The organism is Rhodococcus sp. NPDC056960, assembly GCF_042674125.1.
In the GTDB taxonomy this organism is placed as follows: domain Bacteria; phylum Actinomycetota; class Actinomycetes; order Mycobacteriales; family Mycobacteriaceae; genus Rhodococcus_F.
Map to the genome: position 1 here is coordinate 12,729 of NZ_JBHURF010000037.1, position 22,321 is coordinate 35,049.

Annotated in this window: 17 protein-coding genes and 1 pseudogene; 9 read left to right on the forward strand and 9 right to left on the reverse strand. The window is 66.0% G+C overall.

Going from position 1 to position 22,321, the window contains the following annotated elements; all coding sequences use genetic code 11:
* Positions 1–5: 5 nt before the first annotated feature.
* Entirely contained in the window at positions 6–1,727 is a 1,722-nt protein-coding gene (locus ACFTWF_RS39260; protein ID WP_378466473.1) for a (2,3-dihydroxybenzoyl)adenylate synthase, read from the reverse strand.
* Positions 1,728–1,840: 113 nt separating this feature from the next.
* On the opposite strand from ACFTWF_RS39260, the gene ACFTWF_RS39265 reads away from it, so the two are divergent.
* The gene (locus tag ACFTWF_RS39265; protein WP_378466474.1) at positions 1,841–3,100 is read left to right on the forward strand and encodes an MFS transporter; all 1,260 of its coding nucleotides are present in this window, start codon (positions 1,841–1,843) and stop codon (positions 3,098–3,100) included.
* 870 nt (positions 3,101–3,970) lie between these two features.
* Positions 3,971–4,885 (forward strand): annotated as a pseudogene (locus ACFTWF_RS39270) (PucR family transcriptional regulator); the annotation flags it as partial.
* A gap of 94 nt (positions 4,886–4,979) precedes the next feature.
* Here the strand turns inward: ACFTWF_RS39270 and ACFTWF_RS39275 are convergent.
* Positions 4,980–6,155, reverse strand: coding sequence for an IS701 family transposase (locus ACFTWF_RS39275; protein WP_378466539.1), 1,176 nt, complete (start codon positions 6,153–6,155; stop codon positions 4,980–4,982).
* A 376-nt stretch (positions 6,156–6,531) separates the two neighbouring features.
* Between ACFTWF_RS39275 and ACFTWF_RS39280 the strand changes: the two genes are divergently transcribed.
* The 6 genes from ACFTWF_RS39280 to ACFTWF_RS39305 all read left to right on the forward strand — a co-directional run bounded on the left by ACFTWF_RS39280 (position 6,532) and on the right by ACFTWF_RS39305 (position 12,839).
* Positions 6,532–7,911, forward strand: a complete 1,380-nt coding sequence (locus ACFTWF_RS39280; protein WP_378466540.1) for an MFS transporter — start codon at positions 6,532–6,534, stop codon at positions 7,909–7,911.
* A gap of 42 nt (positions 7,912–7,953) precedes the next feature.
* The gene (locus ACFTWF_RS39285; RefSeq protein WP_378466475.1) at positions 7,954–8,943 is read left to right on the forward strand and encodes a hypothetical protein; all 990 of its coding nucleotides are present in this window, start codon (positions 7,954–7,956) and stop codon (positions 8,941–8,943) included.
* A 12-nt stretch (positions 8,944–8,955) separates the two neighbouring features.
* Entirely contained in the window at positions 8,956–10,176 is a 1,221-nt protein-coding gene (locus tag ACFTWF_RS39290) for a phosphotransferase family protein (protein ID WP_378466476.1), read from the forward strand.
* A complete protein-coding gene (locus ACFTWF_RS39295) occupies positions 10,176–10,691 on the forward strand; it encodes a hypothetical protein (protein WP_378466477.1) in 516 nt (171 codons plus the stop codon). The genes ACFTWF_RS39290 and ACFTWF_RS39295 overlap by 1 nt, the downstream gene beginning before the upstream one ends.
* A 230-nt stretch (positions 10,692–10,921) precedes the next feature.
* Positions 10,922–12,046, forward strand: a complete 1,125-nt coding sequence (locus ACFTWF_RS39300; protein ID WP_378466478.1) for a LuxR C-terminal-related transcriptional regulator — start codon at positions 10,922–10,924, stop codon at positions 12,044–12,046.
* A gap of 7 nt (positions 12,047–12,053) precedes the next feature.
* The gene (locus ACFTWF_RS39305; RefSeq protein ID WP_378466479.1) at positions 12,054–12,839 is read left to right on the forward strand and encodes a helix-turn-helix transcriptional regulator; all 786 of its coding nucleotides are present in this window, start codon (positions 12,054–12,056) and stop codon (positions 12,837–12,839) included.
* A gap of 29 nt (positions 12,840–12,868) precedes the next feature.
* Here the strand turns inward: ACFTWF_RS39305 and ACFTWF_RS39310 are convergent, their stop codons facing one another.
* From ACFTWF_RS39310 to ACFTWF_RS39330, 5 genes are all read right to left on the reverse strand, one after another.
* Positions 12,869–13,378, reverse strand: a complete 510-nt coding sequence (locus ACFTWF_RS39310; protein WP_378466480.1) for a hypothetical protein — start codon at positions 13,376–13,378, stop codon at positions 12,869–12,871.
* Positions 13,379–13,387: 9 nt separating this feature from the next.
* Complete coding sequence (locus tag ACFTWF_RS39315) at positions 13,388–14,554, reverse strand: phosphotransferase family protein (RefSeq protein ID WP_378466481.1); 1,167 nt, start codon at positions 14,552–14,554, stop codon at positions 13,388–13,390.
* 3 nt (positions 14,555–14,557) lie between these two features.
* A complete protein-coding gene (locus ACFTWF_RS39320) occupies positions 14,558–15,703 on the reverse strand; it encodes an NAD(P)-dependent alcohol dehydrogenase (protein ID WP_378466482.1) in 1,146 nt (381 codons plus the stop codon).
* Positions 15,704–15,743: 40 nt separating this feature from the next.
* A complete protein-coding gene (locus ACFTWF_RS39325) occupies positions 15,744–16,679 on the reverse strand; it encodes a hypothetical protein (protein WP_378466483.1) in 936 nt (311 codons plus the stop codon).
* A 375-nt stretch (positions 16,680–17,054) separates the two neighbouring features.
* Positions 17,055–18,806 (reverse strand): PEP-utilizing enzyme, encoded by a 1,752-nt coding sequence (locus tag ACFTWF_RS39330; RefSeq protein ID WP_378466484.1) that lies wholly within the window; start codon positions 18,804–18,806, stop codon positions 17,055–17,057.
* Between the two features lie 393 nt (positions 18,807–19,199).
* Between ACFTWF_RS39330 and surE the strand changes: the two genes are divergently transcribed.
* Positions 19,200–19,988 carry a 5'/3'-nucleotidase SurE gene (surE, locus tag ACFTWF_RS39335; protein WP_378466485.1) on the forward strand — a complete coding sequence of 263 codons (789 nt, stop codon included), beginning with the start codon at positions 19,200–19,202 and terminating at the stop codon, positions 19,986–19,988.
* 91 nt (positions 19,989–20,079) lie between these two features.
* On the opposite strand, the gene ACFTWF_RS39340 is transcribed toward surE, so the two are convergent.
* The gene (locus tag ACFTWF_RS39340) at positions 20,080–20,712 is read right to left on the reverse strand and encodes a MarR family transcriptional regulator (protein ID WP_378466486.1); all 633 of its coding nucleotides are present in this window, start codon (positions 20,710–20,712) and stop codon (positions 20,080–20,082) included.
* Between the two features lie 41 nt (positions 20,713–20,753).
* Positions 20,754–22,262 (reverse strand): AMP-binding protein, encoded by a 1,509-nt coding sequence (locus ACFTWF_RS39345; protein ID WP_378466487.1) that lies wholly within the window; start codon positions 22,260–22,262, stop codon positions 20,754–20,756.
* Positions 22,263–22,321: the final 59 nt, after the last annotated feature.

A 22,321-nucleotide genomic window follows, 5' to 3' on the forward strand; every position in this document is an offset into this window, starting at 1 on the left:
TCCCTCTAACGTGCGCCGGTTGCGGGCGAATGTTCGTGTTCGTGCTCAGCCAGCAGCACAGTCGTAATCTGCTCTCGCAGTGTCTTCTTCGATACCTTCCCGACGTTCGAGAGCGGGAACCGGTCCACGATCTCGACCCGTTCGGGTAACTTGTACTTCGCGAGACCCTGCCCGAGGAGGAACTCTCCGAGTGTCGACACGGTCGGGCGTGGGGCGTTCTTCTCGAGGATCAGATAGACGCAGGCTCGCTCCCCGAGCACCGCGTCGGGCATGGCGACGAGCGCGGCGTTGGTCACGTCGGGGTGCCGCAGGATCAGTTCCTCGACCTCTTCGGCGTGGATCTTCTCCACTCCGCGATTGATGACGTCCTTGATCCGGCCTTCGATGGAGTAGACGGTGGTGCCGTCGAGGTGGTGGGCACGGGCGAGGTCGCCGGTGCGGTAGAAGCCGTCGTCGGTGAACGCGTCGGCGTTGTGCCGGTCGGCGCGGTAGTAGCCGCGGATCGTGTACGGGCCTCGGACGCAGAATTCACCGATCTCCCCGAACGGCAACTCGGCGGTTCCGTCGATTTCGAGGATGCGCACTTCGTCGGCCGCCGAGATCGGTTGCCCGACAGTGTGAAACCGGAGTTTCTCGCTGCCGTCGGCGGGGGTGACCAGGAACATCCCCTCGGCCATGCCGAACATCTGCCGCACCGAGATGCCGAGTTCGTCGCGCAACCGTTCGGCGATCTCCACCGGCAGCCGCTGACCGCCGACGATGTAATCCTCGATGCAGGACAGGTCCACGGTGCGGCTGCGCGGTTCCTCGAGCAAGCGGATGGCCAGAGCGGGGGGAACCAGCGGGAGCGTGGTGGGACGCTCGGACTCGACGAGGTCGAGCAGGACGTCGATTCGGGCACTGGGCGCCAGCACGACGGATGCGCCGGACAGCAGGGCGGGCTGCAGGGCGAGTGCGATGCCGGCGTTGTGCAGCAGCGGCAGCGGGTAGAGCAGTGTCGTTGCCGGGGTCCAGCCGAGTGCCGCCGCCCAGGCCTTGGAGTTGTAGACGTACTCCTCATGCAGGCGCGGTGCCACCTTGGGCAGCCCGGTGGTCCCGCCGGACAGCTGGAAGGCCACGATCTGATCGGGATCCACCGGGTCCGGAACGGGTGCTGCCGCGCCGATCCGGACCAGGTCCTCGAAGGCGACGGCGCCGTCCATCGGTTCGCCTCGGGCGATGACGACGGTGTCGATCACACCCCGGTCGAGCAGCGAACGGGCCGTGTTCAGCGGTTCGCCGCGCCCGAAGTCCGCCTGGACGAGCAACCCCCTGGCGCCGACGTGCTCGGCGAGAAGGCCGACCTCCCGCTCGCCGTGCTGAGGCAGGGTGCACACCGGCCGCACTCCCGCGATCAGGCAACCCAGGTACGCCACCACGGTCTCGGCGACGTTCCCCATCTGGAACATCGCGGCGTCACCGGCGCGCAGTTCTGTGCCGGCCAGCAGTCCGGCACCGAACTGTGTTGCCCGGGAGAAGAGTTCGCGATAGGTCCACCGCACTTCGGGCGTGACGAGCGCGACGCGGTCTGCGTGAACACGCGCCGCGTCGGACAGTTCGGCCGGCAGGGAGCGACCCGCCCACAGCCCGAGGCGACGGTACCGATCGACGACGTTCGACGGATAGGGCGTGAGCCCGTCCTCGGAGGACTCCGGCGTGGCGGGTGGCGTGGCGAGGTTTCCTGTCATAGTCGTCACACTATCGACGGTAGAGTCGAATTGTCAATACTCATGTCGAACTATTGACATTAGTATCGAAATAACGACAATCGTGTTACCCACTTCACACCCCTGGAGTTCGCATGCCCCCTCACACACCTCACGTCAGGCGCTATCCCGTCGTGGCAATCTGCTTCGCCGCCATCATCTTCGACGGCTACGACCTGATCATCTACGGATCGACGATCCCGGCCCTGTTGACCTACGAACCCTGGTCACTCTCCCGAATCGAGGCCGGCGCCATCGGCAGCTACGCCCTGCTCGGCATGTTCTTCGGCGCCGTCGCCGCCGGCACACTCACCGACCGGTTCGGGCGACGACGCCTGTTCCTCGGATGCCTGATCTGGTACTCCGTGGCCATGATCGCCGTCGCCGCGGCACCCACGCCCGAACTCCTGGGACTGTTCCGCTTCCTCGCCGGTCTCGGTTTCGGCGGGATCGCCCCCGTGGCGATCGCCCTCGTCGTCGAAGTAGCCCGCGACACCGAACGCAACCGCCTGAACGCGCTGATGCTGGCAGGCCTACCGGTAGGCGGCGTCCTCGCGGCGCTCGCAGCCCTGAACCTGCACGGCATCCTCGGCTTCCGCGGTCTGTGGGCGCTGGGCGCCCTCGCACTCGTACTGGTTCTGCCGTTTGCCTGGCGAATCATCCCGGAAACCGCACCGCCATCGGGACCGGATCACCCGCAGCAGGCCCTCGCTCGAACATCACCACTGCGCGAACTCTTCGCTCCCGCTGCGCTTCCCACCCTGATCCTGTTCGCCGCGGCGAACTTCGTCGGTTTCCTGCTCGTATTCGGCCTCAACACCTGGCTTCCCGAATTGATGCGAGAAGCCGGGTACAGCGTGGGCTCCGCGCTTACCTTCCAGGTACTGCTCAACGCCGGCGCCATCATCGGCGGCATCAGCGGGTCGTCACTGGCGGACCGATTCGGCAGTCGCCCCGTCGCAGCATCCGCGTTCCTCCTCGCCACGATCGCGATCGGGGGCATGGCGACAGCCCCACCCCCGCAGGCGATGTACTTCGTCGTCCTCCTCGCCGGCGCCGGATCCATCGGCACCCAGATCGTGCTCTTCGGATACGTCGCCACGCACTACCCCGCACGGATCCGCGCCTCCGCCCTCGGACTCACAACCGGAGTTGGACGACTCGGCGCCGTCACCGGCCCACTCCTCGGCGGAATCCTTCTCTCCGCCGACCTCCCCTTCGGATGGGTCTTCTCAGTCTTCGGCGCGATCGCCCTCCTCGGCGGACTCGCGTGCCTGCTTATCCCCCGGCACCGCGACGAATCCGAGAGCACCCTCGAAGCAGACCACGGACGGCAGCGGCAACCGCACCGATAGCCGGACGGCGAGACCCTTGCCGTATCCGCCCTCGGGAATTATGGTCAGTCCAAATGTCGGAGAGGTTGACACCGCACGGTGACGACTCGCCGCCTGGTGCGCCTGACCGGGAGAGGAGTCATGACTGCACATCTGCCGACGATCCCGCCGTATCTGCGCCTGCTCGACGAACTGCTCGCTCGCACAGCAGCTCAGTCCGGATTCGCGGCCGCGAGTGTGCTGGTGGAAGACGGGGCCCGCGGTTTGTTCATCCCCCTCCCCATCAGCGGACCCCGAGCCCCCGGACCGCGGGTGCCACCGGGTGAACCGCTGGTGCGACGAGCGTTGGAGTCCAGCGAACCGGTCTTCGGCGCGGGTCGGGATCTGACAGGTACCTGCTTCCAGGATTCCGCGCGGATCGTGGTGCTTCGGCTGTCCGATCCCCGATCGGATCCCGTCCGGATCCTTCTCCTCACCGACCCGCGGCCCGATGCCGAGTTCACCACCCTGCATTCTGCTGCGCTCGACTCGATCCGCTCGCTGGTCGATTCCGCAGCGGCTACCGTCCTCGACGCCGAGGAGCAGCGCCGTCGCAGGCGGGACCTCGAGCACGGCAGACTGCTGACCGACGAGCGTGCCGCGGTGGTCGAGCGGCTCGATGATGCGGTCGCCATGGCCGACACCATGTCCGCGATCGTGAAGGTTTGCGCGGAGTTGACGGGGAAGTCCGTGGTCCTGTTCGACCGGCGGGAGCGAACGATCGCCGCTGCCGGTCCACACTCGGCTGGGCGAACGTCGATGCCCACGCTCGCAACAATTCTCCGGTCCTACCCGTCGGACGCGGCTGCGGGATCGAAACCCATCGTTCTCGCCGCCGGAGCGTCAACCGAGATGATCCGCCGAAAGATCGTCACCCGGATTGCCGAGCGGGGTGAGCATTTCGGCTGGCTCGTGATCGACGAACATCCGACACCGCTCCGCCCGACGGACGAGTACACCGCCGCGCGGTGTGCACGTCGTATCGGCGCCCAGTTCCTGATCCAACGACGCATCGCCCGCGTCGCGTGGAACGCGAAGTCCGCGTTGACCCGGCAACTGATCCTCGGAACGGGCGCTCACGAGGATCTCGCGGCGAGCGGTGAGTACCTCGGCGTCGATACCGAGGCACACCGCGTGCTGGTATTCGTACCGGCTCCGGACGGGGAGCGCGAGGGATTCGATCAAGCGCTCACCGAACACATCGAGCGTTCCCTCGGTGTCGAGGTGCTGTCGACCCGGGGGTCGGAGGGGGCGATCCTATTGGTCGAGGCCTCGAGCGATGTCGCGTCCGTGATCGCGGTATCGCACGTCAAGGATGCGCTCACTCGCGCAGCAGCGGCGGTGTGCCGGTCCCCGGGAATGATCGCCGGTGTGTCATCGGTATGCGAACCGGCCGGACTCTCCCGCGCATACCGTGAGGCCCGCGAAGTCGTCCAGTGCGCCGACCGCTTCACCCCACCCGCGGCGCACCGGATCCTCGCGGTCGACGATCTGGGCCCGGCCCGGGTGTTTCTGGCCAACGGTGACCTCGACGCCCTGCGGCGGTTCGTCGGCGACCTCCTCGGACCTCTCCTCCGGGATGCGCCCGGAACGGACGATCTGCTGCGTACCGTGCAGTGCTGGTTCGACGCCGGGCGGAGTCCGCGTGGTGCCGCACGCCGTCTCGGCATCCACGAAAACACCGTGCGGCTACGCCTCTCGCGCGTACACGCGTTGACGGGCCTCGACATCGTCGGAGACGCGGCGGATCAGTTGAGCATCCAGACCGCGTTGCTGATTCTCCGCTTCCAGGGCCACCCCGCGCTCGACGCCGTCGAGGAAGCGACCACGACGGCCGACGAGGACGTCGACGAGCTCTGTCTCACCACCACGGCGCGACCGCGTTCGGCCGGGAACGCACCGTCCTCACGTGCGACACGTCGCCCGAATCCCGGTCCGTCGTCTTCGCCTCCAGAATCGACAGGTACGCCGCCGCCACCATCGACAGGGTGACGTGCCGGTACCACGCCCTGTACCCGCGGACCTGGTAGTCCGCGAGACCCGACCTCTCCCGCGCCGCGCGGAGGCACCCCTCGACTGCCCGATGCCCGTCGGCTATCCGGGCGAGTTCGGACAGGATGCTGCCGACCGGCCCGAAACACAGGTGATAGGTGACGTCGGACGGATCGGTGATCGATCGTCCGGCCAGTAGCCAGCTCCCGTGCCGCTGTCCGGACCTGTGCAAGTCGACGGCTGCCCAGTCCCGAACGCGATGTCCGGTGGCACCCCCACCGTGGCTGAGCCTGTGCCACACCGTCTCCGACAGTTCGCCGATCACCGCGTCGACATTGCGGACCTGGAGGTTCGCCGTGGTCACCCGGCAGTCGCCCGGCACCTCGAGGATGTGGGGAACACCGCGCTCCTCCAGCCATCTCCGGAGAGGCTCCGACCGGCCATAGGTCGCGCCGGCCGTGACCCAGACGAACGGCACCCCCGCGTCGAGGGCCCGGTCGATCATCGCCCGCGCCAAGTCGGCCGGGCTCTCGTATGTCACCGAATCGTCGATACCCGCTGTCCGGCAACGGTTCCGGTCGTCTGTCCATTCCCACGGCAGGTACAGCTCGCGGTCGATCAGGCCCACGCCCGCCTCGGATGCGTACGCCAAGAATATGCCGGCCTGGGCGTTTTCGGTCCGCCCGCTCTCCTCCGATACCCGAGGGGCCGCCCCGGCAGACCGGCTGCCTCGCTTGCGGAACCACAGGTCGCCGACGATCAGCCGGCCCTGCCAGACATCGCCGACCGCCTGGACCACCACCTCGCGCGTGTCGTCGCGCACGCCGTCCTCGTCCCAGGATGCCGCGTTCAGCAACCGTTGCATGCCCTCCGGGCCGGCCTCTCCCGCCGCCTCTGCCTGCGTCCACCCGTTCTTGCGCCCGGCGCCACCGAGCAGCCCGTAGACGTAGGCCGGCATCCGTCGACGGGGCTCGACGCGGGGGAATCGAGCGGCGAACTGCGCACAGAACACCACGAACCCCCGCGGAAGCCCCGATTCATTCATCACGATCTGTCGTTGTAGTGCATCCGGCGCAGTTTCGGAACACCCCGCCACTACAGGTGATGTCGAGCACTCAACAACTCGGATGCGTCCGCAAGCGCCCCACCAGCCCCACCTGCCTCACGAAATGAGACCGAAGCGCGAATCTGCTCACCGCGAGGCCGGATTTGCGAATACTGCATTCGTCACTGATTGGCAAGCATTCTCGTGAGGCCGTGCTGTCGGCATCCACAGCAGCGATTCACCCACGAAACCGATGGGGGCCGGGCAGAGCGTTGTCCTGCCATTCCCGTCGTTCTTATGGTTCCCGGTGACGTCGTCACTTCCGCTGGGATCTGCACCCAGTCCGCGATTTCCCCCTCAGAAGGTTCAGGTGACCATGGACAACCACCGTCGGCGAAACCCCGCCGAACAGACAACCGACTACGCTCCCGGTTCGAGCATTTCGCGAAAGATCTCGTTCCGGATCGTTCCGATGTTGTTCCTCGCCGCGTTGCTCAGCTATGTGGACCGCACGAACATCGGTGTGGCCAAACTGCAGATGCAGACCGATCTCGGCCTCTCCGAAGCCGCCTTCGGCCTCGGCGCCGGAGTCTTCTTCATCGCCTACGTCCTCTTCGAGGTTCCCAGCAACATCGCACTCCATCGCATCGGGGCCCGGATCTGGATTGCCCGCATCATGATCACGTGGGGCCTGGTCACAGCCTTGATGTCGCTGGTCGAGAACATCTGGATGTTCTACGGGATGCGCTTCCTCCTCGGCGCCGCCGAAGCCGGCCTGCTACCGGGAGTGGTCTACTACCTCACGCGATGGGTACCGTCGGCGAACCGGGGACGGATCCTCGGCTTGTTCTTCCTCGCCATTCCCGTCGCCTCGGCAGTCGGGTCGCCCCTCACCAGCACTCTCATGTCGCTCAACCCGTGGGGGCTGGCCGGATGGCAGTTCATGTTCATCGCCGAAGGCCTGCCCTGCCTGCTGCTCGCCGCCGTCATCGTCAAGTTCCTCCCGAACGAGCCCGGCGACGCGCGGTGGCTCACGACCCCTGAAGCGCAGTGGCTTACCGACACGATCAGCCTGGAGGATCCCGCCGACACCGACGACGGCACCAGTCGTCCGCACTGGACGGACGGGCTGAAGAACTACCGGGTCCTCATGCTCGCCGCCGTGTACTTCTCGATGGTCGTGCCCATCTATCTCATGGGATTCTTCCTCCCGTCGATCATCAAGGAGATGACCGGCGGCACCGTCGGCACCACCGGGATCGGTTACCTGGCTGCGGTGCCGTATGTCTTCACGGGAATCGCCATGGTGCTGATCTCCCGGAGTTCGGACCGCACCCAGGAACGCATGTGGCACTTCGTCGTTCCGACCCTGACCGGGGCCTGCGCATGGGTGATCGCCGCCGCTACGGTGTCCTCCAGCCCGTACATCGCCGCGATCGCGATCTGCGTCGGCACCATCGGCTCGATGGCCACCATCCCGACGTTCTGGACCACCGCACCGAAGATCGTCTCCGGCGCCGCCGCGGCGTCCGGGATCGCGTTGATCAGCAGCATCGGCAACATCGGCGGCTTCGTCTCGCCCTACATGTTCGGCATCATCCGCGACGCGTTCCCGGGCGAGGCCGGCAACAGGCTGTCGTTCCTCGTCGGCGCGATCGTCCTCGGCGCCGGCGGCCTGATCATGATCGCCGTCTCGAAAACCCTTCGAACGACAGCATCAAAGAACTCGAATACCAAACAGCTGCAACATGACTGAACGCACAGACAGACCCCTCCGACCACACGATTGGACAACGCCGTGATCACGCACTCCGATACCGAATTCCACTCCCGAGACCTCACCGACAAGACCTGGACCGAAACCACCGTCCTGATCATCTCCGTGCCCGAAGCACGAATCTTCGGCAACGCCTACGTACTGGCCCGGCCGAACCTCGGCGTCACCCTGTCCTCGGTCATCCTCGCCGAGGGATTCTGCCGCCAGCCGTACGAAGTCGACTTCACCGACCCCCAGATGCACCTGCCCTGCCCCGACTCGTTCAGCAACTACACCCTCGACAACGGCCTGACCGTGTCCTCGGACGGCCCCCGCAACTACCGGATGCAATACAAGAACGCCCTGGGGGCAGCAAGTTTCGACCTCACCTTCGAAGGACTGCACGAACCGTTCGACCCGCACGACCCGAACCAGAATCCGCTCCTCGACCTGGACCGCGAAACCTCGCACGACCCACGCAAGGGCAACGAGTGGGAGAACGGGCACTTCGAAGTCAAGGGCCGTATCCGCGGCGAACTGGAACTGCGCGGCAAGACCTACCAGGTCGAATCCTACGAGGGCATGGACCACAGCTGGGGACCCCGCCCCGAGGTCGGCACCCGATCGGTCTCCTGGGTCTCGATCAACTTCGGTGAGGACTTCGCGATGCACATGGCGGTGCCGATGCGAATCGAACGAGGCCAGGTGTTCTACGACAAGATCCGGTTCGGTTACGTCGTCGAGCACGGCGAGGTCTTCGGTCTGATCGACGGAACGATCGAGGCGGAGCGCGTCGACATGCTCGCGTTCAGCAACCACGTCACGGCCACCGATGTCCGCGGCAGAAAACACGAGTTCTTCGGCAGCGCGATCGCGGGGCACCCGTGGTACACATTCAACCCGTCCCACGTCTGCTACCAGTCGTTGTTCCGGTACGAGCGCGGCTCCGCCGTCGGCTACGGCGAGATGGGAGACATCTTCGGATTGGACTACCTGGCCGAGCGGATGTCCCGTCACGGCCGACTGAAGTAGGAGTGAATTCAGATGACCAGCACTTCTTTGTCCCTGCCCGACAGGGACTGGGCCGACGCCCCGACCAACGCACAGATCGAACGTCTCCGCGCGCGGTACCCCACCGAGCCCGAAGTCGATCGGACATTGACCCGCAAGATGAACCGTCGTGCACTCGGTTCGTACCGGCGAATGGACCTCGACGAGTTCACCCGCTGTGTCGAGACGTTTCTGTCGGCTCACCTCGACGGCCCCTTCCGGGTGTCCGATGCCCGGTGGTTCACCGGCGGTGTGTCCAAGGTCCAGATGGGATTCACGTTGCATCGCGAAGAGTCCGGATCCTGGACGAGTGAGCGATTGGTCGTTCGCATGGACCCGGCCGAGGGATCGAATGCCACCAGTCGGCTACGCGAATTCGAACTCGTCGGCGCGGTGCGGGGCACCGTTCGCGTTCCGGAACCGCGCTTCATCGACATCGGCGGCGAGTATTTCCCGGAACCCGCGCTCATCTACTCCTACGTCTCGGGTGTGACCAAGCCGTCGGCGACCACCACCGGCAGGATCAGTGGCCTGGGAACGAATTTCGGTGCCGGCACACGCGAGCGTCTCGCCGATCAGTTCGTGTCCTACCTGGCCGCCCTTCACACGTTCGATCTGTCCGAGGCGGAGTTCACCAGCCTTACCCGGCCCCGGGTCGGGACCGACGACGCGGCGCGGTGGCTGCTCAATCAGGCCCGCCGGACCTGGGTGGAGGACCGTGCGGCCGACGTGCCGCTGATGGACGTGGCCGAGCACTGGATGCTGAGTCATCTGCCCGTCCTCGATCATGTGAGTATCGTCCACGGCGACTACCGCAGCGGAAACTTCCTCTACGACGAGGACACCCTGGAGATCACGGCCTGGCTCGACTGGGAACGCGGCCATCTCGGCGACCGCCACCGAGACCTCGCCTGGACCACGCAATCCACGTTCGGCCACTACGACGAGCAGGATCGGTACCTCGTGTGCGGGCTGATCCCGGAGGACGACTTCTACCGACGCTACGAAGCCGCCACCGGTCTGCCGGTGGACTCCGAGAAACTCACGTTCTACAAGATCCTCAACGCGTATCAGATCGTCGTTTCCACGATGGCCTCGGCACACCGGGTCGCGAAGCTGGGCAAGTCGCATCAGGACGTCGTCCTGTGTCGCGTCAAGGGCATGTCTGCGGTCGCAGCGGACGAACTGAACACACTCCTGGAAGAGGTGCTGTGATGGACCACTCGCGCAACACACTCGGAGCCCTGCGCAAGTCGCTTCTCGACTCGGTCGCGCCGGCCGTCGACCGGGCCGATCCGCTCGCTTCCGAGCAACTGCCTCTCGTTGCCGACTACCTGGAGTTCCTGCGTACGCGGATCTATCGGATCCATGAGCGGTCGAGATTCGAACTCGGCGAGTATCTCCGGATGGCCGACGGCGTGCTGGCGCGAGTCCCCACGCGATCGATCCCGGCAATCGGTGAGCTGACCAAGCACACCGATACAGCCCGGAGCGCACGCGAATCCGCGTCCACCGGCACGACGGAACTCATCGAGCTGGGTGCGACCCTGGCCGCCGCAATCAGCACCGTCGTCCAGGACGAGTCACTGCCGGACGACGTCCGCCTGGCAGTGGGCAAATGGGTCACCGAGGCGTCCCGCAACCTCCTCGCGTTCGAGCGGTCCTGGTACGCACCCTTCGGATTCGAAGCCGCCCCGGAGCAACTCCGTAGTATCGACGAATTCCTGTAGGCGGGCGGTCTGGACCTCACGCCGCTGAGGACGTGAGGTCCAGACGCCGCATCCTCACGGCGTCACCGTTACCGAGCACGCCGTCGCACCCGACAGTGGCCCTTGCCGCACCCCACGCTTTGGCTTTATGATCAGTCCAAAGATCGGAGAAGGAAGCCGCGTCGAACCACCGCGCGGCCTGGAAGTTCCTGCCCGCAGGTCGCAGGACCCCGCAGGAAATGAGTATCCCGATGAACCCACCATCCGACGGCGGACTCGCTCCTCTGTTCGACCTTGCCGTCCGGAGAGGCAACTCCCAGGCGGCAGCGGAACTGGCGGCGCAATCCGGCGAAGACCCCCTCACTCTCGAATGGACCCGTCAGGCCCTGCTCTCGCGCCTGCGGTCCGGGGCGCGCGGCGCCGATGAAATCCGCAATGCCGCAGAACTTCTCCGAGAGATCGAGGCGATCCAGCGTCGGCGACAGGCGCGGCGGATCGCGGACCATCGATCTCAGCTCACGGGATTTCGCGCGTTTCTCACCAATCTCCGCGGGGTGTCGCGGGCCGAGCGTCCGTATGTCGTGACCGACCGGTTGTGCCGTGATCTGGGCTTCAAGAAGTCTGTGTACTCCCCGGCCACGACCTCGGGCTGGTCTCCCACCACGATCGCGATTCATCCCGAACTGGACGACTCGTTCGCTCCTCTGCGGCAGGCGGTCGCGGCGCTGTCACTCCCCCCTGGTGCCGCGCCGCGCGAGGAGGAGGTGTTCCGCAGCGGACGCGGAATCGCCGTGGACCCGATCGACATCTATCGGAACACCTATCGCCCGCTCGTCGAACTGTCGCGACCACGCGGTTATCTCGCGGTACCGGTGGTCGCCGCGGGGCGAGTCACAGCACTACTTCATGCGGACCACGACGATGTCGAGGTCGACGAGTCCGACATGACCACCTTGCAGACGGCGGCCGCGGTGTGCGCACTGACCGCGGAACAGGAAACCCTCCGATCCGCCATCGCGACCCGCCGCCACCGGGTGACAGAACAGATGACGGCGATTCAGTCCGCCCTCGACGACCTCGAGCAGTCACAGCTCAGTCTCGCCGAGGCGCTCGGCGCCGAACCCGATCGCGCCGGCTGCACGAGCGGCCCGGCCGGGACCTCCCACTGCGCGGCCCTCACCGTGCGCGAACACGAAGTATTCGAGCTCGTCGCCCACGGCACACCGAACGCCGACATCGCCCGAGCACTGTTCGTGTCCGAGGGCACAGTGAAGTCCCACGTCCAGCGGATCTACCGCAAACTCGGTGTGTCCACCCGTGCCGAAGCTGCGGTCCTGCACAGGAAATTGCACCGACCCGGGCGAGAAACATGCTGAGGTTCCCATGACCGACCAGAATGCGCTGACCGACGAGATCGACCGTATTCTCGCCGATCTCGCGAATGATTCCGCTCCCGAACCGCACGATGCGGCGATCCGGCTCGTCGAGCTGATCGAAGCACAGGACCGGACACACGCCGACGACCTCGACCGGCTGGAAGGCGCAACGCACCTGCTGGAGTCCGCAGTATCCGTCCTGCAGCGCGCCACCACGGTCGACGACATCATCCGCGCGGTGTGCCCCGGTGCGGCCTCCATCGCCACGTGCAAGGACGTGTTCTTCTCCGAACTCGACGGTTCGGAGAGCACCGGAACCCCCGAAGTCTCTGCGAACGGGAGGTATACAGCGTTCCGGGTCGATATCGGCGGCCTACCGGCCGGCGTGATCCATGTCGGCTCCACACCCGACGACGTCGTCATGGATGCTCTGCTCGCCTACGCGGGAGTGGTCGGCACCTGTCTCGAGTGCGCGGCCCTGGACCGGCGGCACCACCGTCAGCAAGACCTTCTGCACACGCTCGCGGGTCTCGAGGACTCGGCCCACACGCTGGCCCCTCTTGCTCCCACCCGGACTCCGGATCCGCACTCGTCCATCGCGCTCGAACCGCTGACCACGCGCGAGCGCGACGTCCTCGCACTCGTTTTGACCGGTGCCTCGAACGCCGCGATCGCCGCCAATTTGGTCGTCTCCGTGGAAACCGTGCGGTCTCACGTCAAAAGGATTCTCCGCAAGTGCGGCGTCGCCAATCGAGCCGAACTCATCGCGCGCTTCGATGCCGGCAAGTCTTAGGGCCCCTCCGTCCCGCGGCCCGGTCCATGTCATTCGCGTCGCTGGGCTCTCAGTACATCGCCGACGTTCGGCACGTCACCCTGGGGGAAACCCGTCATACGGCACCACGCGAGTTCCCGCTCGGTCTGCCGGGCTGCGGCCTCGGCCACGATGCGACGAGCCGATTCGGCGCCGAGCCCTTGGGCAGCGGCGAGGTCCCGATACCCGCGCGCGACGAGCTCCTTCAGGTCACGCACCTGTTGCCGCAATTCCAGGGGGTTCGTCGCGGGAGAGGCCGTCTCGTCGAGCAGCGCGCGGCACTCGCTGGCGAACTCGGAGTCCAGTTCCGTGAGGGCCGTGAGGGTGTGCCGAGCGTCTGCGTGCTCGGCGACCTCGTACGGGTATTCGAACGCCTGCACGTCCAGTACCCAATCCAGGCAGGCGAGTACGAGTCCGGCCTGCTCGGCCGCAAACGAATCGTTCGGATCGAGAGCGGGTAACACCGACTTGCCGATCGTGTTGCGAACAGCGCTGATCTGCTGTGCCACAGTGGGAATCATGGGAAACTCCTAGTCCTTGCCGACAATTGCGAGCAACTGGTCGAGATAGAAGGCGCCGAGTCCGCCGAGAAATGTCTGCATCGAATCCAGGTGAGTCAGGCGTTCGGCCGCGTTTCGCGGCCCCGTACCGACCAGAGCAACCGCCGCCCAGTACATGTTGAGGACCGTGTAGTACTCGAGTCGCGCCGGATCCACCGGCAGACCCGACACCTTCTCGTACTCCTCGATCATGTCGTCACGCGACACCAACGCCGAGCAGTAGAACTGTCCCGTCGCCGGGTCGTGCTCCCCCCATCCCTCCATCATCGCGTAGGCGAGATCGTGGTGTCGGTCGCCCAGATACGTCAGTTCCCAGTCCAGCAAGGCGGTGATCGTCCCGTCATCCTCGTCGAACAGGAAGTTGCCGTTGCGATAGTCGCCGTGAATCACCGACACGTGATCGACCGGCGGACGTCGTTCCCACAACCACTGCTGGGTCAGGGCAATCACCGGATGCGCCTCGAACGAGTCTTCCTGCCAGGCGCGGTCGGTGGCCGCCAGTCTCCAATCGATCGCGTCGGTCGTCCCGGCCCGCGGACGTTCGAACGACGGGAGATCGTGGGGAGTCCAATCGAACCGGTGCAGTTCGGCGAGATGACGCACGAACTGGGGTCCCAGAACCGGACGCAGCGCCGCGCCGTACACGGTTCCGAGCCCCGACGCCGTCTTCCCGGCAGCCTTCGCGCTCGCCGATCCCGGGACGTAGCCGCAGATCATGGACGGGGCACCGAGTTCCGCGGGGTCCTCGGTCGCCCAGAACACGCGCGGCACGGGGACCACACCGTCGAGCATCTTCAGTACTTCGAACTCGCGCAGCCGCGGGGTCTCGACCATCGACCCCGGCGGATCCATCCGCAACACCATGCGGTCCTGCCTGCGCTGCCCGTTCCGCACCCAGTCCAGGTCGAAGACGAACTGCTCCTTCGACGCACCGCCCGCAAGTCGGCCGATGCCCTCGACGAGGAATTCTCCGTCGATCCGCTGGGAGAGGAACTCCCGCAGTCGTTCCGACACCGCGCCGATTGCGGGCTGCTCATGGATCATGGCCCCCCGCCGTTGCATCTTGCGACGCAATACTGCGTCGATAGTGGGCTCCACTCGCGCGGCCCCGCGGGTGGTGGCCGTTGTCATCACCATGAATCATTCTCCGTTCGAGTCGGGTGTGGGGTCGGCGCCGTCCTGGATCAGGACCACTTTTGCGACTTCGCCACGCAACTGTGCCTGTACCGCAGCCTCGATGTCGGCGAACGGGAACGTGCCGACGAGCCGGTCGAAGGGGAATCTTCCGGCCCGATAGAGGTCGAGCAGGTAGGGGATGAACGTGCGAGGATCGCTGTCCCCCTCCGTGATGCCCCGGACGGTCAGCCCTGCCACCATCGCCGGCACGAGAGGCAGCGCGAGCGTGGCCGCCATGTCGTGCGGGACACCGACGAAACCGAGTGTGCCGAGTGGAGCGAGAGCGCCGACGGCCTCCGCCATGACGGCCGGGAGTCCCGTCGTGTCGAATGCGTAGTCCACACCCGCAGGTACCGCGGCATGCACTTGGTCGACCAGCGGTCCATCGCCCGGATCCAGCGTCGCGGTGGCACCCAGATCGGCGGCGAGCGTACGGCGGCGCCGATCCGGATCCGAGACGATAATCGATTCGCAGCCACGCACTTTCGCCGCCATCACGGCGGACAGCCCCACCGGTCCGGCACCGAGAACCAGCAGCGACTCGCCTTCCGTGCAGTCGAGGCTGTTGAACACCGCACCGGCACCGGTCTGAATACCGCAGCCGAGCGGGCCGATGAGTTCCACCGGCACATCCCCGTCGACCTTGACGACATTGCGTTCGGAGACCAGTGCGTGGGACGCGAACGACGACTGGCCGAAGAACGCCGCGGTCACAGGGGCGCCTCTCAGGCTGATCGAGCTGGTGCCGTCCGCCTCGAGGCCACCGCCGTAGTTTCGCGCCGCGAACTCCAGGCAATAGGCGGAGTGGCCGTCGTCGCACGGGCCACACTTCCCGCACGAGGCGAACGACAGCGCGACGTGATCGCCGGGCTGTACGGTCGTCACTCCTACGCCGACCTCGACCACGACCCCGCTGCCCTCGTGCCCGAGAACCATCGGATATGACAGGCCGAAGAGTCCGTCGCGGGCGGCGATATCGGTGTGGCACACACCCACGCCCCGTATCTCGACGACCACCTCGTCGGGGCCGGGATCGACGAGTTCGACATGGTGGGTAATGAATTGACCGCCGGGTTCGGTGATCACCGCGGCCGTGATTGTTCGTGGCATGGAATTGCCGGCCTTTCGTCGTCGGAGAAAACCAGGACCGTCAGAGACGGGCCCCGGCGCGCAGCCGGCCATGACTCGACAGTCGCTCGGCGAGAAACTCCAGTCCCAGCACGTCCGTCGCCTCGGCGTACCCGACCCGGTTGCCGACCTGGTAACGGAACAGACTCTGGCAACTGACGTAGGCGGGACTGAAGCTGTACCACGGTGCACCACCGACGGCGGTACCGAAGAATTCGTGCTTCTTGCCACGGACGTCGACCGCGGTGATGTGATTGTTGACAGCGATCAGGTCGACTCGGGACGCCTCGACGGTCGCGTGGGTGATCCCGAAGCCTTCACCGTCCTCGACGACATAGCCGAAGCGCAGACCCTCGTAGATCACCTCGCCGTTCCGGATGCCCAGGGCCATCCCCAGGTGCAGTCCGAAGTCGGGGCCGAGCGTCACGTGGATCCAGGCGGCGCCACTGTGTCCGAGCTCCGCGCGGGGCCCCCAACTGCGGTCCATGCCGTCGAAGCAATCGACCTGGTACTCCCTGCCCCGTAGTTCCAGGGTGCCGGTCACGTGCCCGATCATGTCGTAGTGCCCATTCGCCCACACGTCACCGAGCCCGGTGTCGATGGGGCCGTCGGCACCGGCTACGAGCGGGTTCTGCGTGGCGTCGTGAACGTCGAAAGGTTCATGCAGACCTTGGAACTGGAGGTCGAATCGACATGCCCCCAGTGCATTTTCGTACGAGACATGGAAATCGCGGGGTGCGTTCGTCGCCTCGAGACTCAGCCCGCTCTCCAGCGTGAACTTCGAGAACACCTCCGGGGCCGGCACATGCATCTGCGGGTCCGTGAAATCGATCTCGTAGGGCTGCGTGCAGAGCCCGGAATGCACGACCACCGACGAGATGGTGGCCCCGACATTCGGCCGAGACAGAACGTAAGCGTTGCCGAGGATTCCGGCCTCCGGAACTGAAAAGACCAACACAATGGTCTCAGCCCAGGTACGAGCCGACGGCTCACTCGGGTGGTAATCCACATCAGCAGCGGTGATCACAACGGCTCCTCAATTTCGCGGCGCAAGATCTGGTCAAGGCGACCGTAAACATCGCGATGTGATCGACGCTACAAATGCCGTCGGAAATACCCCCTAAGGAACCTTGATTATTCCCTCCGGGTGAGGGGAAGGCACACGCGATGACGGGCCCGCCCCGCCACAACGTCGCATCAGGGCGACGAAATCTTCCAGCTGAGCGGTGGTGACCGGCGGCAGTCCGAACGCCGCGAGTTGCGGCGCCAATCCGCGGCCGAGTTCACTGGCCGCGGGTCACTCCGGCCGTGAGTACTTATTAACCGCCCGTGGTTAATAAGTACTCACAGGCCGAAGGCATGTGACGACGCCGGTGGCGCCGTCGACCTCGATCTCGGCGCCGTTGGGGATGCGCTTGGTCGCGTCGGTAGCCGAGACGATGCACGGAATACCGATTTCACGACTGACGATGGCCGCGTGCGAGAATGGGGCTCCGACGTCGACGACAACCGCGGACGCGGCGACGAACAGCGGGGTCCAGGACGGGTCGGTGATCGGGGCGATGAGGATTTCTCCAGGTTCGAGAGCCGACGGGTCGTCCGGATCGGTCAGGACTCGGGCGACGCCCCGCGCGGTACCGGTACAGCCGGACACACCGACGATCGACTCGCCCGCAACCAGAGCGGCGTCGGCGGCGCCGGTGCGCAGCGCCCAGCTCTCGAGCGGGGGCACTTCCTCGGACACCACGAACGGGGGCTTGATGTCGAACAGTTCGAGGTAGCTCTTCTCCCGTGCGCGCAGGGTGTCGGTGAACGCTGCAGGGTCGGCGAGGTAGGCGTCGAGTTCATCGGCGAAGAGCATGAAGATCTGCTCGACGCTGTCGAGCGCTCCTGCCTCGACACCGCGGCGGCCGAGTTCTCGTGCCGGAAGACGGATTTCGTGGATCACCATGGCAGCAGTGGTGCGGGCGCGTTCACGACCGCGTAGCCAGAGCGCTGCGGCGGCGAGGATGGCCTCGAATTGGGCGGAGGTCTCGGGATCTCCGGCGAGGAGTTCGCGGACCGCGACAGCGGCGGCTTCGCGTTCCGCACTTCGGATGGCGCCCTTGCCTTCCGGCGCCTCGTTTTCGCCGACCTGCCGCATGCGGTCGATGGTGGCAACCGCCAGTTCCGGCTTGACTCCCCACGTCAGGGCGCGGATCTCCCATTCGGCCGGTCCTCGGAAGTCCCAATCGGACAGGAAGGCGTCGAGATCCGCGCGGAACTGCGCGACGGTGGGCTCGGTGCTCGCTGTCAGGCGGTCGTAGAGGCCGGTGACGCCGGCGTCGAACAGGGCGGCCACGGCGGGATCCTGGGCAGCGCGACTGAGGGTCCACATCCGCTTGGACGGTCCGGTGGAGTCGACGTCGCCGATGCCGCCGACCAGGGTCAAGGCCAGTTCAGGCCGGCCGACCTCGGCGGCGATCTGTGCAACGGCACCCAGGCCCACTCCGGACTTGAGGCTGGCCTCGATGTGGTGCTGGAACAGCGGCCGCAGGATGTAGTCGAACGACGTAATCCGCCCGCGCAGCTGCTGATCGGTGAGCGTGGCCATGTCCGGCCGGTTGGCGCGGATGCGAAGCACGTCCTCCCGGTCGGCGTCGTACTCGGGGAGCCCGGTGGCCCCGATGACCTCCTCGACCAACCATGCGCCGGCGCGGGCCTCGAACGCGGGGTTCTCGTCGAAGTCGCGTTTCTCGCTCTCGTAGCTGGGGATGCCGGGCATATCGCCGAAGTACTGCAGGTCGACCGCCTCGGGTGACATCCCCGGCACGCGGACGCCGAACAGCCGCATCAGCGACATGTTGATGTACAGGTAGCTGCCGAAGGCCGGGAGGATGTTCTTCTCGACGGTGGCGTCGTAGAGGTCGTGATCCCAGACCTTGCACGCGACGAAGGCGTCCCGCCAGCCGGGCTCGAGATTGTGCTGGAACCCTGCCGAGGCGTTCAACGGGCTGATCGGGTCGGGAAAGATTTCGCCGACGTTCGCGCGGGAATACAGGGGAAACATCTTCGACACGGTGTCGTTGATGGGCCACTCAGCCATGCGATGCCTTCTTCCAGACAGAAGTGTTGGGAGGTGCCGGGCTCATGCCCGAACGATGCACGTCACCACTCGTGTTAGCGACTATAAATTCACATTCTTATGTGAGTGGCGTCACCCTGTCAAGGCATCCGACGAACCGCGTGGCGATTCTCTGCGCAACGCAAGAAGCCCCTGCCCATCCTATTTCTTGCCGAATTTCCGAGAAACGTGCACGACATTAGGGGTTCAGAAGGCTTCGAGCGGGGCTGCCCAGGCCTCAGATCCACGTCGGGAGTCGACGATTCCACCGGAGCCGGCGGTAGACAAAAGTGTGAATGCTAAGTCACAATCTTTGGATACGAGGTCTGAGCTGGCGTCTGATTGCGGAGGTCGGCGGGTAAGGAGAGCGCCCACATGCGCATTTTGATCACCAACGACGACGGCATCGACGCCCCCGGCCTACACGCGGTCGCAACGGCCCTGGCAGCCGAGGGCTACGAGATCACCATCGCCGCCCCGCACGGCGAGTGCAGCGGCAGCGGTTCGTCGCTGGGCACCCTCGAACACGGTGCGGAGATCGCCTACGAGAAACGCCGGTTCGAGCATCTGCCGGGGGTGCCCGCATTCAGTTTCGACTCCCCGCCCGCCTTTGCGGTATTCGCGGCCTGCGCGGGCGTGTTCGGCGCCCCACCGGACCTCGTGGTCAGCGGCATCAATCCGGGACCGAACACCGGCCGGATGATTCTGAACTCGAGCACGGTGGCGGCCGCGCTGACCGCGTCGACACTGGGTGTCCGCGGCCTCGCCGTCAGCTGCGGGTTCCCGCCCGACCACCGCTTCGACACCGCCGCCGTGATCGCGATATCCGCCGCGCAGTGGATGCTCGCCCACAGCCCCCGGCGGGCCGTACTGAACGTCAACGTCCCCGATATGGACATCAGCGACGTCAAGGGTGTCCGGATGGCGCCGCTGGCACCGCGCGGTCTGCTGGGCCTGACCTTCGACAAGACCCCGGATACTGTGCGGCTGTTGCGCTTTGCCAACACCGAGCGACTCGGCACCGGAACCGACTCGGCCCTCGTACGGGACGGCTACGTGTCGATCAGCGCGATCTCGGCAGTGGTGGCGAACTCGGAAGGCTCCGACGTCGCGACGCACGTCGAGGGTTGCCTGCCGCTCCCGGCCGCGGGCGCCGATTCCTGAACAGACCCACCAACCGGCGGTGCCATTCAGCACGCCCACGGGAAAGGGTCGGGCCGGTCGATGACCGGCCCGACCCTTTCCTTGTGGGTGCTCAGCCTTCGTCGGCGGCACCCCGGGTGCGTCCGGTGCTGAGGATGAGGTCTTCGTGCAATTCCATCCAGATGTCGTGGAAGCTGTCGTACATCGGCCGTGCGAACGAGGCGTTATCACCGGCGCGAACCCGGCCCAGGGCCGCGGACAGGCGGGGCAGGTAGCGGCCGAACCGCGGCAGCGTGTCGGCCAGCTCCCGGAGAGGGACCTGCAGCTGCTCGTCGGTCTGCGCGAGTTGATCGACGACGCCTGCGTCGTAGCTGGGGTCGCTGTGATCGTTAGGGGTGTCCTCGCTGCGCATCTGCCAGCGCTGACAGACCTTCTTGAAGTCGGAGTTGATGGGCAGGAATCGGTCGTAGAAGGCGTTCAGTGCCGTGGCCGCGCCGGTGGTGGCCGGGTCCTGCGCGAGCAACCGCAGATGCTCGGTCTTGCCGGCGGGAGTCAGCATCGCTCCCGGCATCCGCCCTTCCCTCCGCACCACGAGGCCCTGCTCGACGAGTGGGTCGAGGGCTGCGGACAGGTCCTCGACGGGCACACCGGACAGGGCGCCGAGGACGGCGTCGTTGGCGAGCCCCTTCACCCGCAGCGAGTGCAGGACATCGAAAGTGAGCTGGTCGTTTCGAGTGTGAACCATGTCTGGCTCCTGTTCGGATCGATCGGTGGGTCGGGTAACGGTCATGAGCTCGCCAGATACGTTGAGCGCAAGGCCTTCTTGTTGAGTTTGCCCGTGGGCAGTCGTGGCAACCGGTCCACGAAGTCGACCGAACGGGGCGCCTTGAACGTGGCCAGGGCGGCACGGCAGTGGTCGATGAGGCCCGCAGCGGTCACGTCGTCGGCGGCCACCCCATCGCGCAGTTCCACCATCGCCTTGACCTGTTCGCCGAATTCGGGGTCCGGGATGCCGAAGACGGCGGCGTCGACGACATCCGGATGGCGCACGAGCGCGGCCTCGATCTCTTCCGGGTAGATGTTCACGCCGCCGGAAATGATCATGAAGCTCTCCCGGCCGGCGAGGTAAAGGAACCCGTCCTCGTCGAGAAAACCCCGGTCGCCCATGCTCTTCCACGCGGCGGTGGCGGGAATGTCCCCGGCGTTGCTGTAGGCGGCAGTGGTGGGCGGTTCGAACCACACCTTGCCGATCTCCCCGGCGGGCAGCGGTGTTCCCTCGTCGTCGGTGACGTGCACACGGGTACCGCTCAGCGGCCGCCCCACAGAGCCGGGATGGTCGGCGGATTCGGTGGCGGAGATGTAGGTGTGCCCGTAGCCCTCGGAGGCGCCGTAGTACTCGTGCAGGACCGGCCCCCACCATGCGTTGATCTGGTCCTTGACCTCGATCGGGCACGGCGCGCCGGAGGTGACGGCGGTGGTGTGCGTGGGTGCGAGTGCAATGGCGTCCCGGTCGGGCAGGGCGAGGATGCGGAGCAGCATGGTCGGCACCCACTGTGAGTGAGTGACCGCGTAGGTGGCGATCGCCGTCATGGCCGCCGCGGCGTCGAACCGTTCCATGCACACCACCGTGCCGCCGGCGGCCAGCGTCATCAGCTGGAAGGTGAACGGTGCGGCGTGGTAATTCGGCGCGGGCGAAAGCAGCACCGTGTCCGCGTCGATGCCCAGCTTCTCGACCAGGCCCGCGTGCCGGGTCGGTGCCTGCGCGGGGTGGATGTCGAGCAGTTTCTGCCGGAACGCTTTCGGCCGACCGGTGGTGCCGCCGCTGTACAGGACGCGGGCACCGAAGCGTTCGTCGGCGATCGGGGTGATCGGCTGGTCCGCGATCGCGGTGGCGAGATGGTCGAAGCCCGAAGCGGGATCGGTGCACAGGGTCAACGCGGTGTGCTCGTCCGGAAGGGCGGCGGCGACCGCGGTGGCGAGTGCGCCGCTGGTGACCACGGCAGTCGGTGCAGCTTCGGCGAGGAGCACGGCGAGTTCGTCGGGGGTGAGGTGCCAATTCACGGGGGTGACGTACAGACCCGACCGCATGCCCGCTGCGACGATCACGGGCCATTCGATGCGGTTCTCCATCACCAGGACGATGGAGTCTCCGGCTCTCACGCCGCGGGAGATCAGCAGGTGGGCGAGCTGATTCGACTGCTCGTCGAGCTGCCGGTAGGTGAGCGAGGAACCGGAGTCGGCCATCACGAAGGCAAGGGAATCCGGGCGTTCGCCGGCGATTCTTGGAGGGTACACAGGACCTCTTTTTGTGAATGTTTCGTCACTATCAAGGTCAGGCTACAAGCGAATCGACT

Coding starts and splice junctions, on each gene's coding strand:
- ACFTWF_RS39260 (WP_378466473.1), bottom strand. CDS start 1,727: ATGACAGGAAACCTCGCCACGCCACCCGCCACGCCGGAGTCCTCCGAG.
- ACFTWF_RS39265 (WP_378466474.1), top strand. CDS start 1,841: ATGCCCCCTCACACACCTCACGTCAGGCGCTATCCCGTCGTGGCAATC.
- ACFTWF_RS39275 (WP_378466539.1), bottom strand. CDS start 6,155: ATGAATGAATCGGGGCTTCCGCGGGGGTTCGTGGTGTTCTGTGCGCAG.
- ACFTWF_RS39280 (WP_378466540.1), top strand. CDS start 6,532: ATGGACAACCACCGTCGGCGAAACCCCGCCGAACAGACAACCGACTAC.
- ACFTWF_RS39290 (WP_378466476.1), top strand. CDS start 8,956: ATGACCAGCACTTCTTTGTCCCTGCCCGACAGGGACTGGGCCGACGCC.
- ACFTWF_RS39295 (WP_378466477.1), top strand. CDS start 10,176: ATGGACCACTCGCGCAACACACTCGGAGCCCTGCGCAAGTCGCTTCTC.
- ACFTWF_RS39300 (WP_378466478.1), top strand. CDS start 10,922: ATGAACCCACCATCCGACGGCGGACTCGCTCCTCTGTTCGACCTTGCC.
- ACFTWF_RS39305 (WP_378466479.1), top strand. CDS start 12,054: ATGACCGACCAGAATGCGCTGACCGACGAGATCGACCGTATTCTCGCC.
- ACFTWF_RS39310 (WP_378466480.1), bottom strand. CDS start 13,378: ATGATTCCCACTGTGGCACAGCAGATCAGCGCTGTTCGCAACACGATC.
- ACFTWF_RS39315 (WP_378466481.1), bottom strand. CDS start 14,554: ATGGTGATGACAACGGCCACCACCCGCGGGGCCGCGCGAGTGGAGCCC.
- ACFTWF_RS39320 (WP_378466482.1), bottom strand. CDS start 15,703: ATGCCACGAACAATCACGGCCGCGGTGATCACCGAACCCGGCGGTCAA.
- ACFTWF_RS39330 (WP_378466484.1), bottom strand. CDS start 18,806: ATGGCTGAGTGGCCCATCAACGACACCGTGTCGAAGATGTTTCCCCTG.
- surE (WP_378466485.1), top strand. CDS start 19,200: ATGCGCATTTTGATCACCAACGACGACGGCATCGACGCCCCCGGCCTA.
- ACFTWF_RS39340 (WP_378466486.1), bottom strand. CDS start 20,712: ATGGTTCACACTCGAAACGACCAGCTCACTTTCGATGTCCTGCACTCG.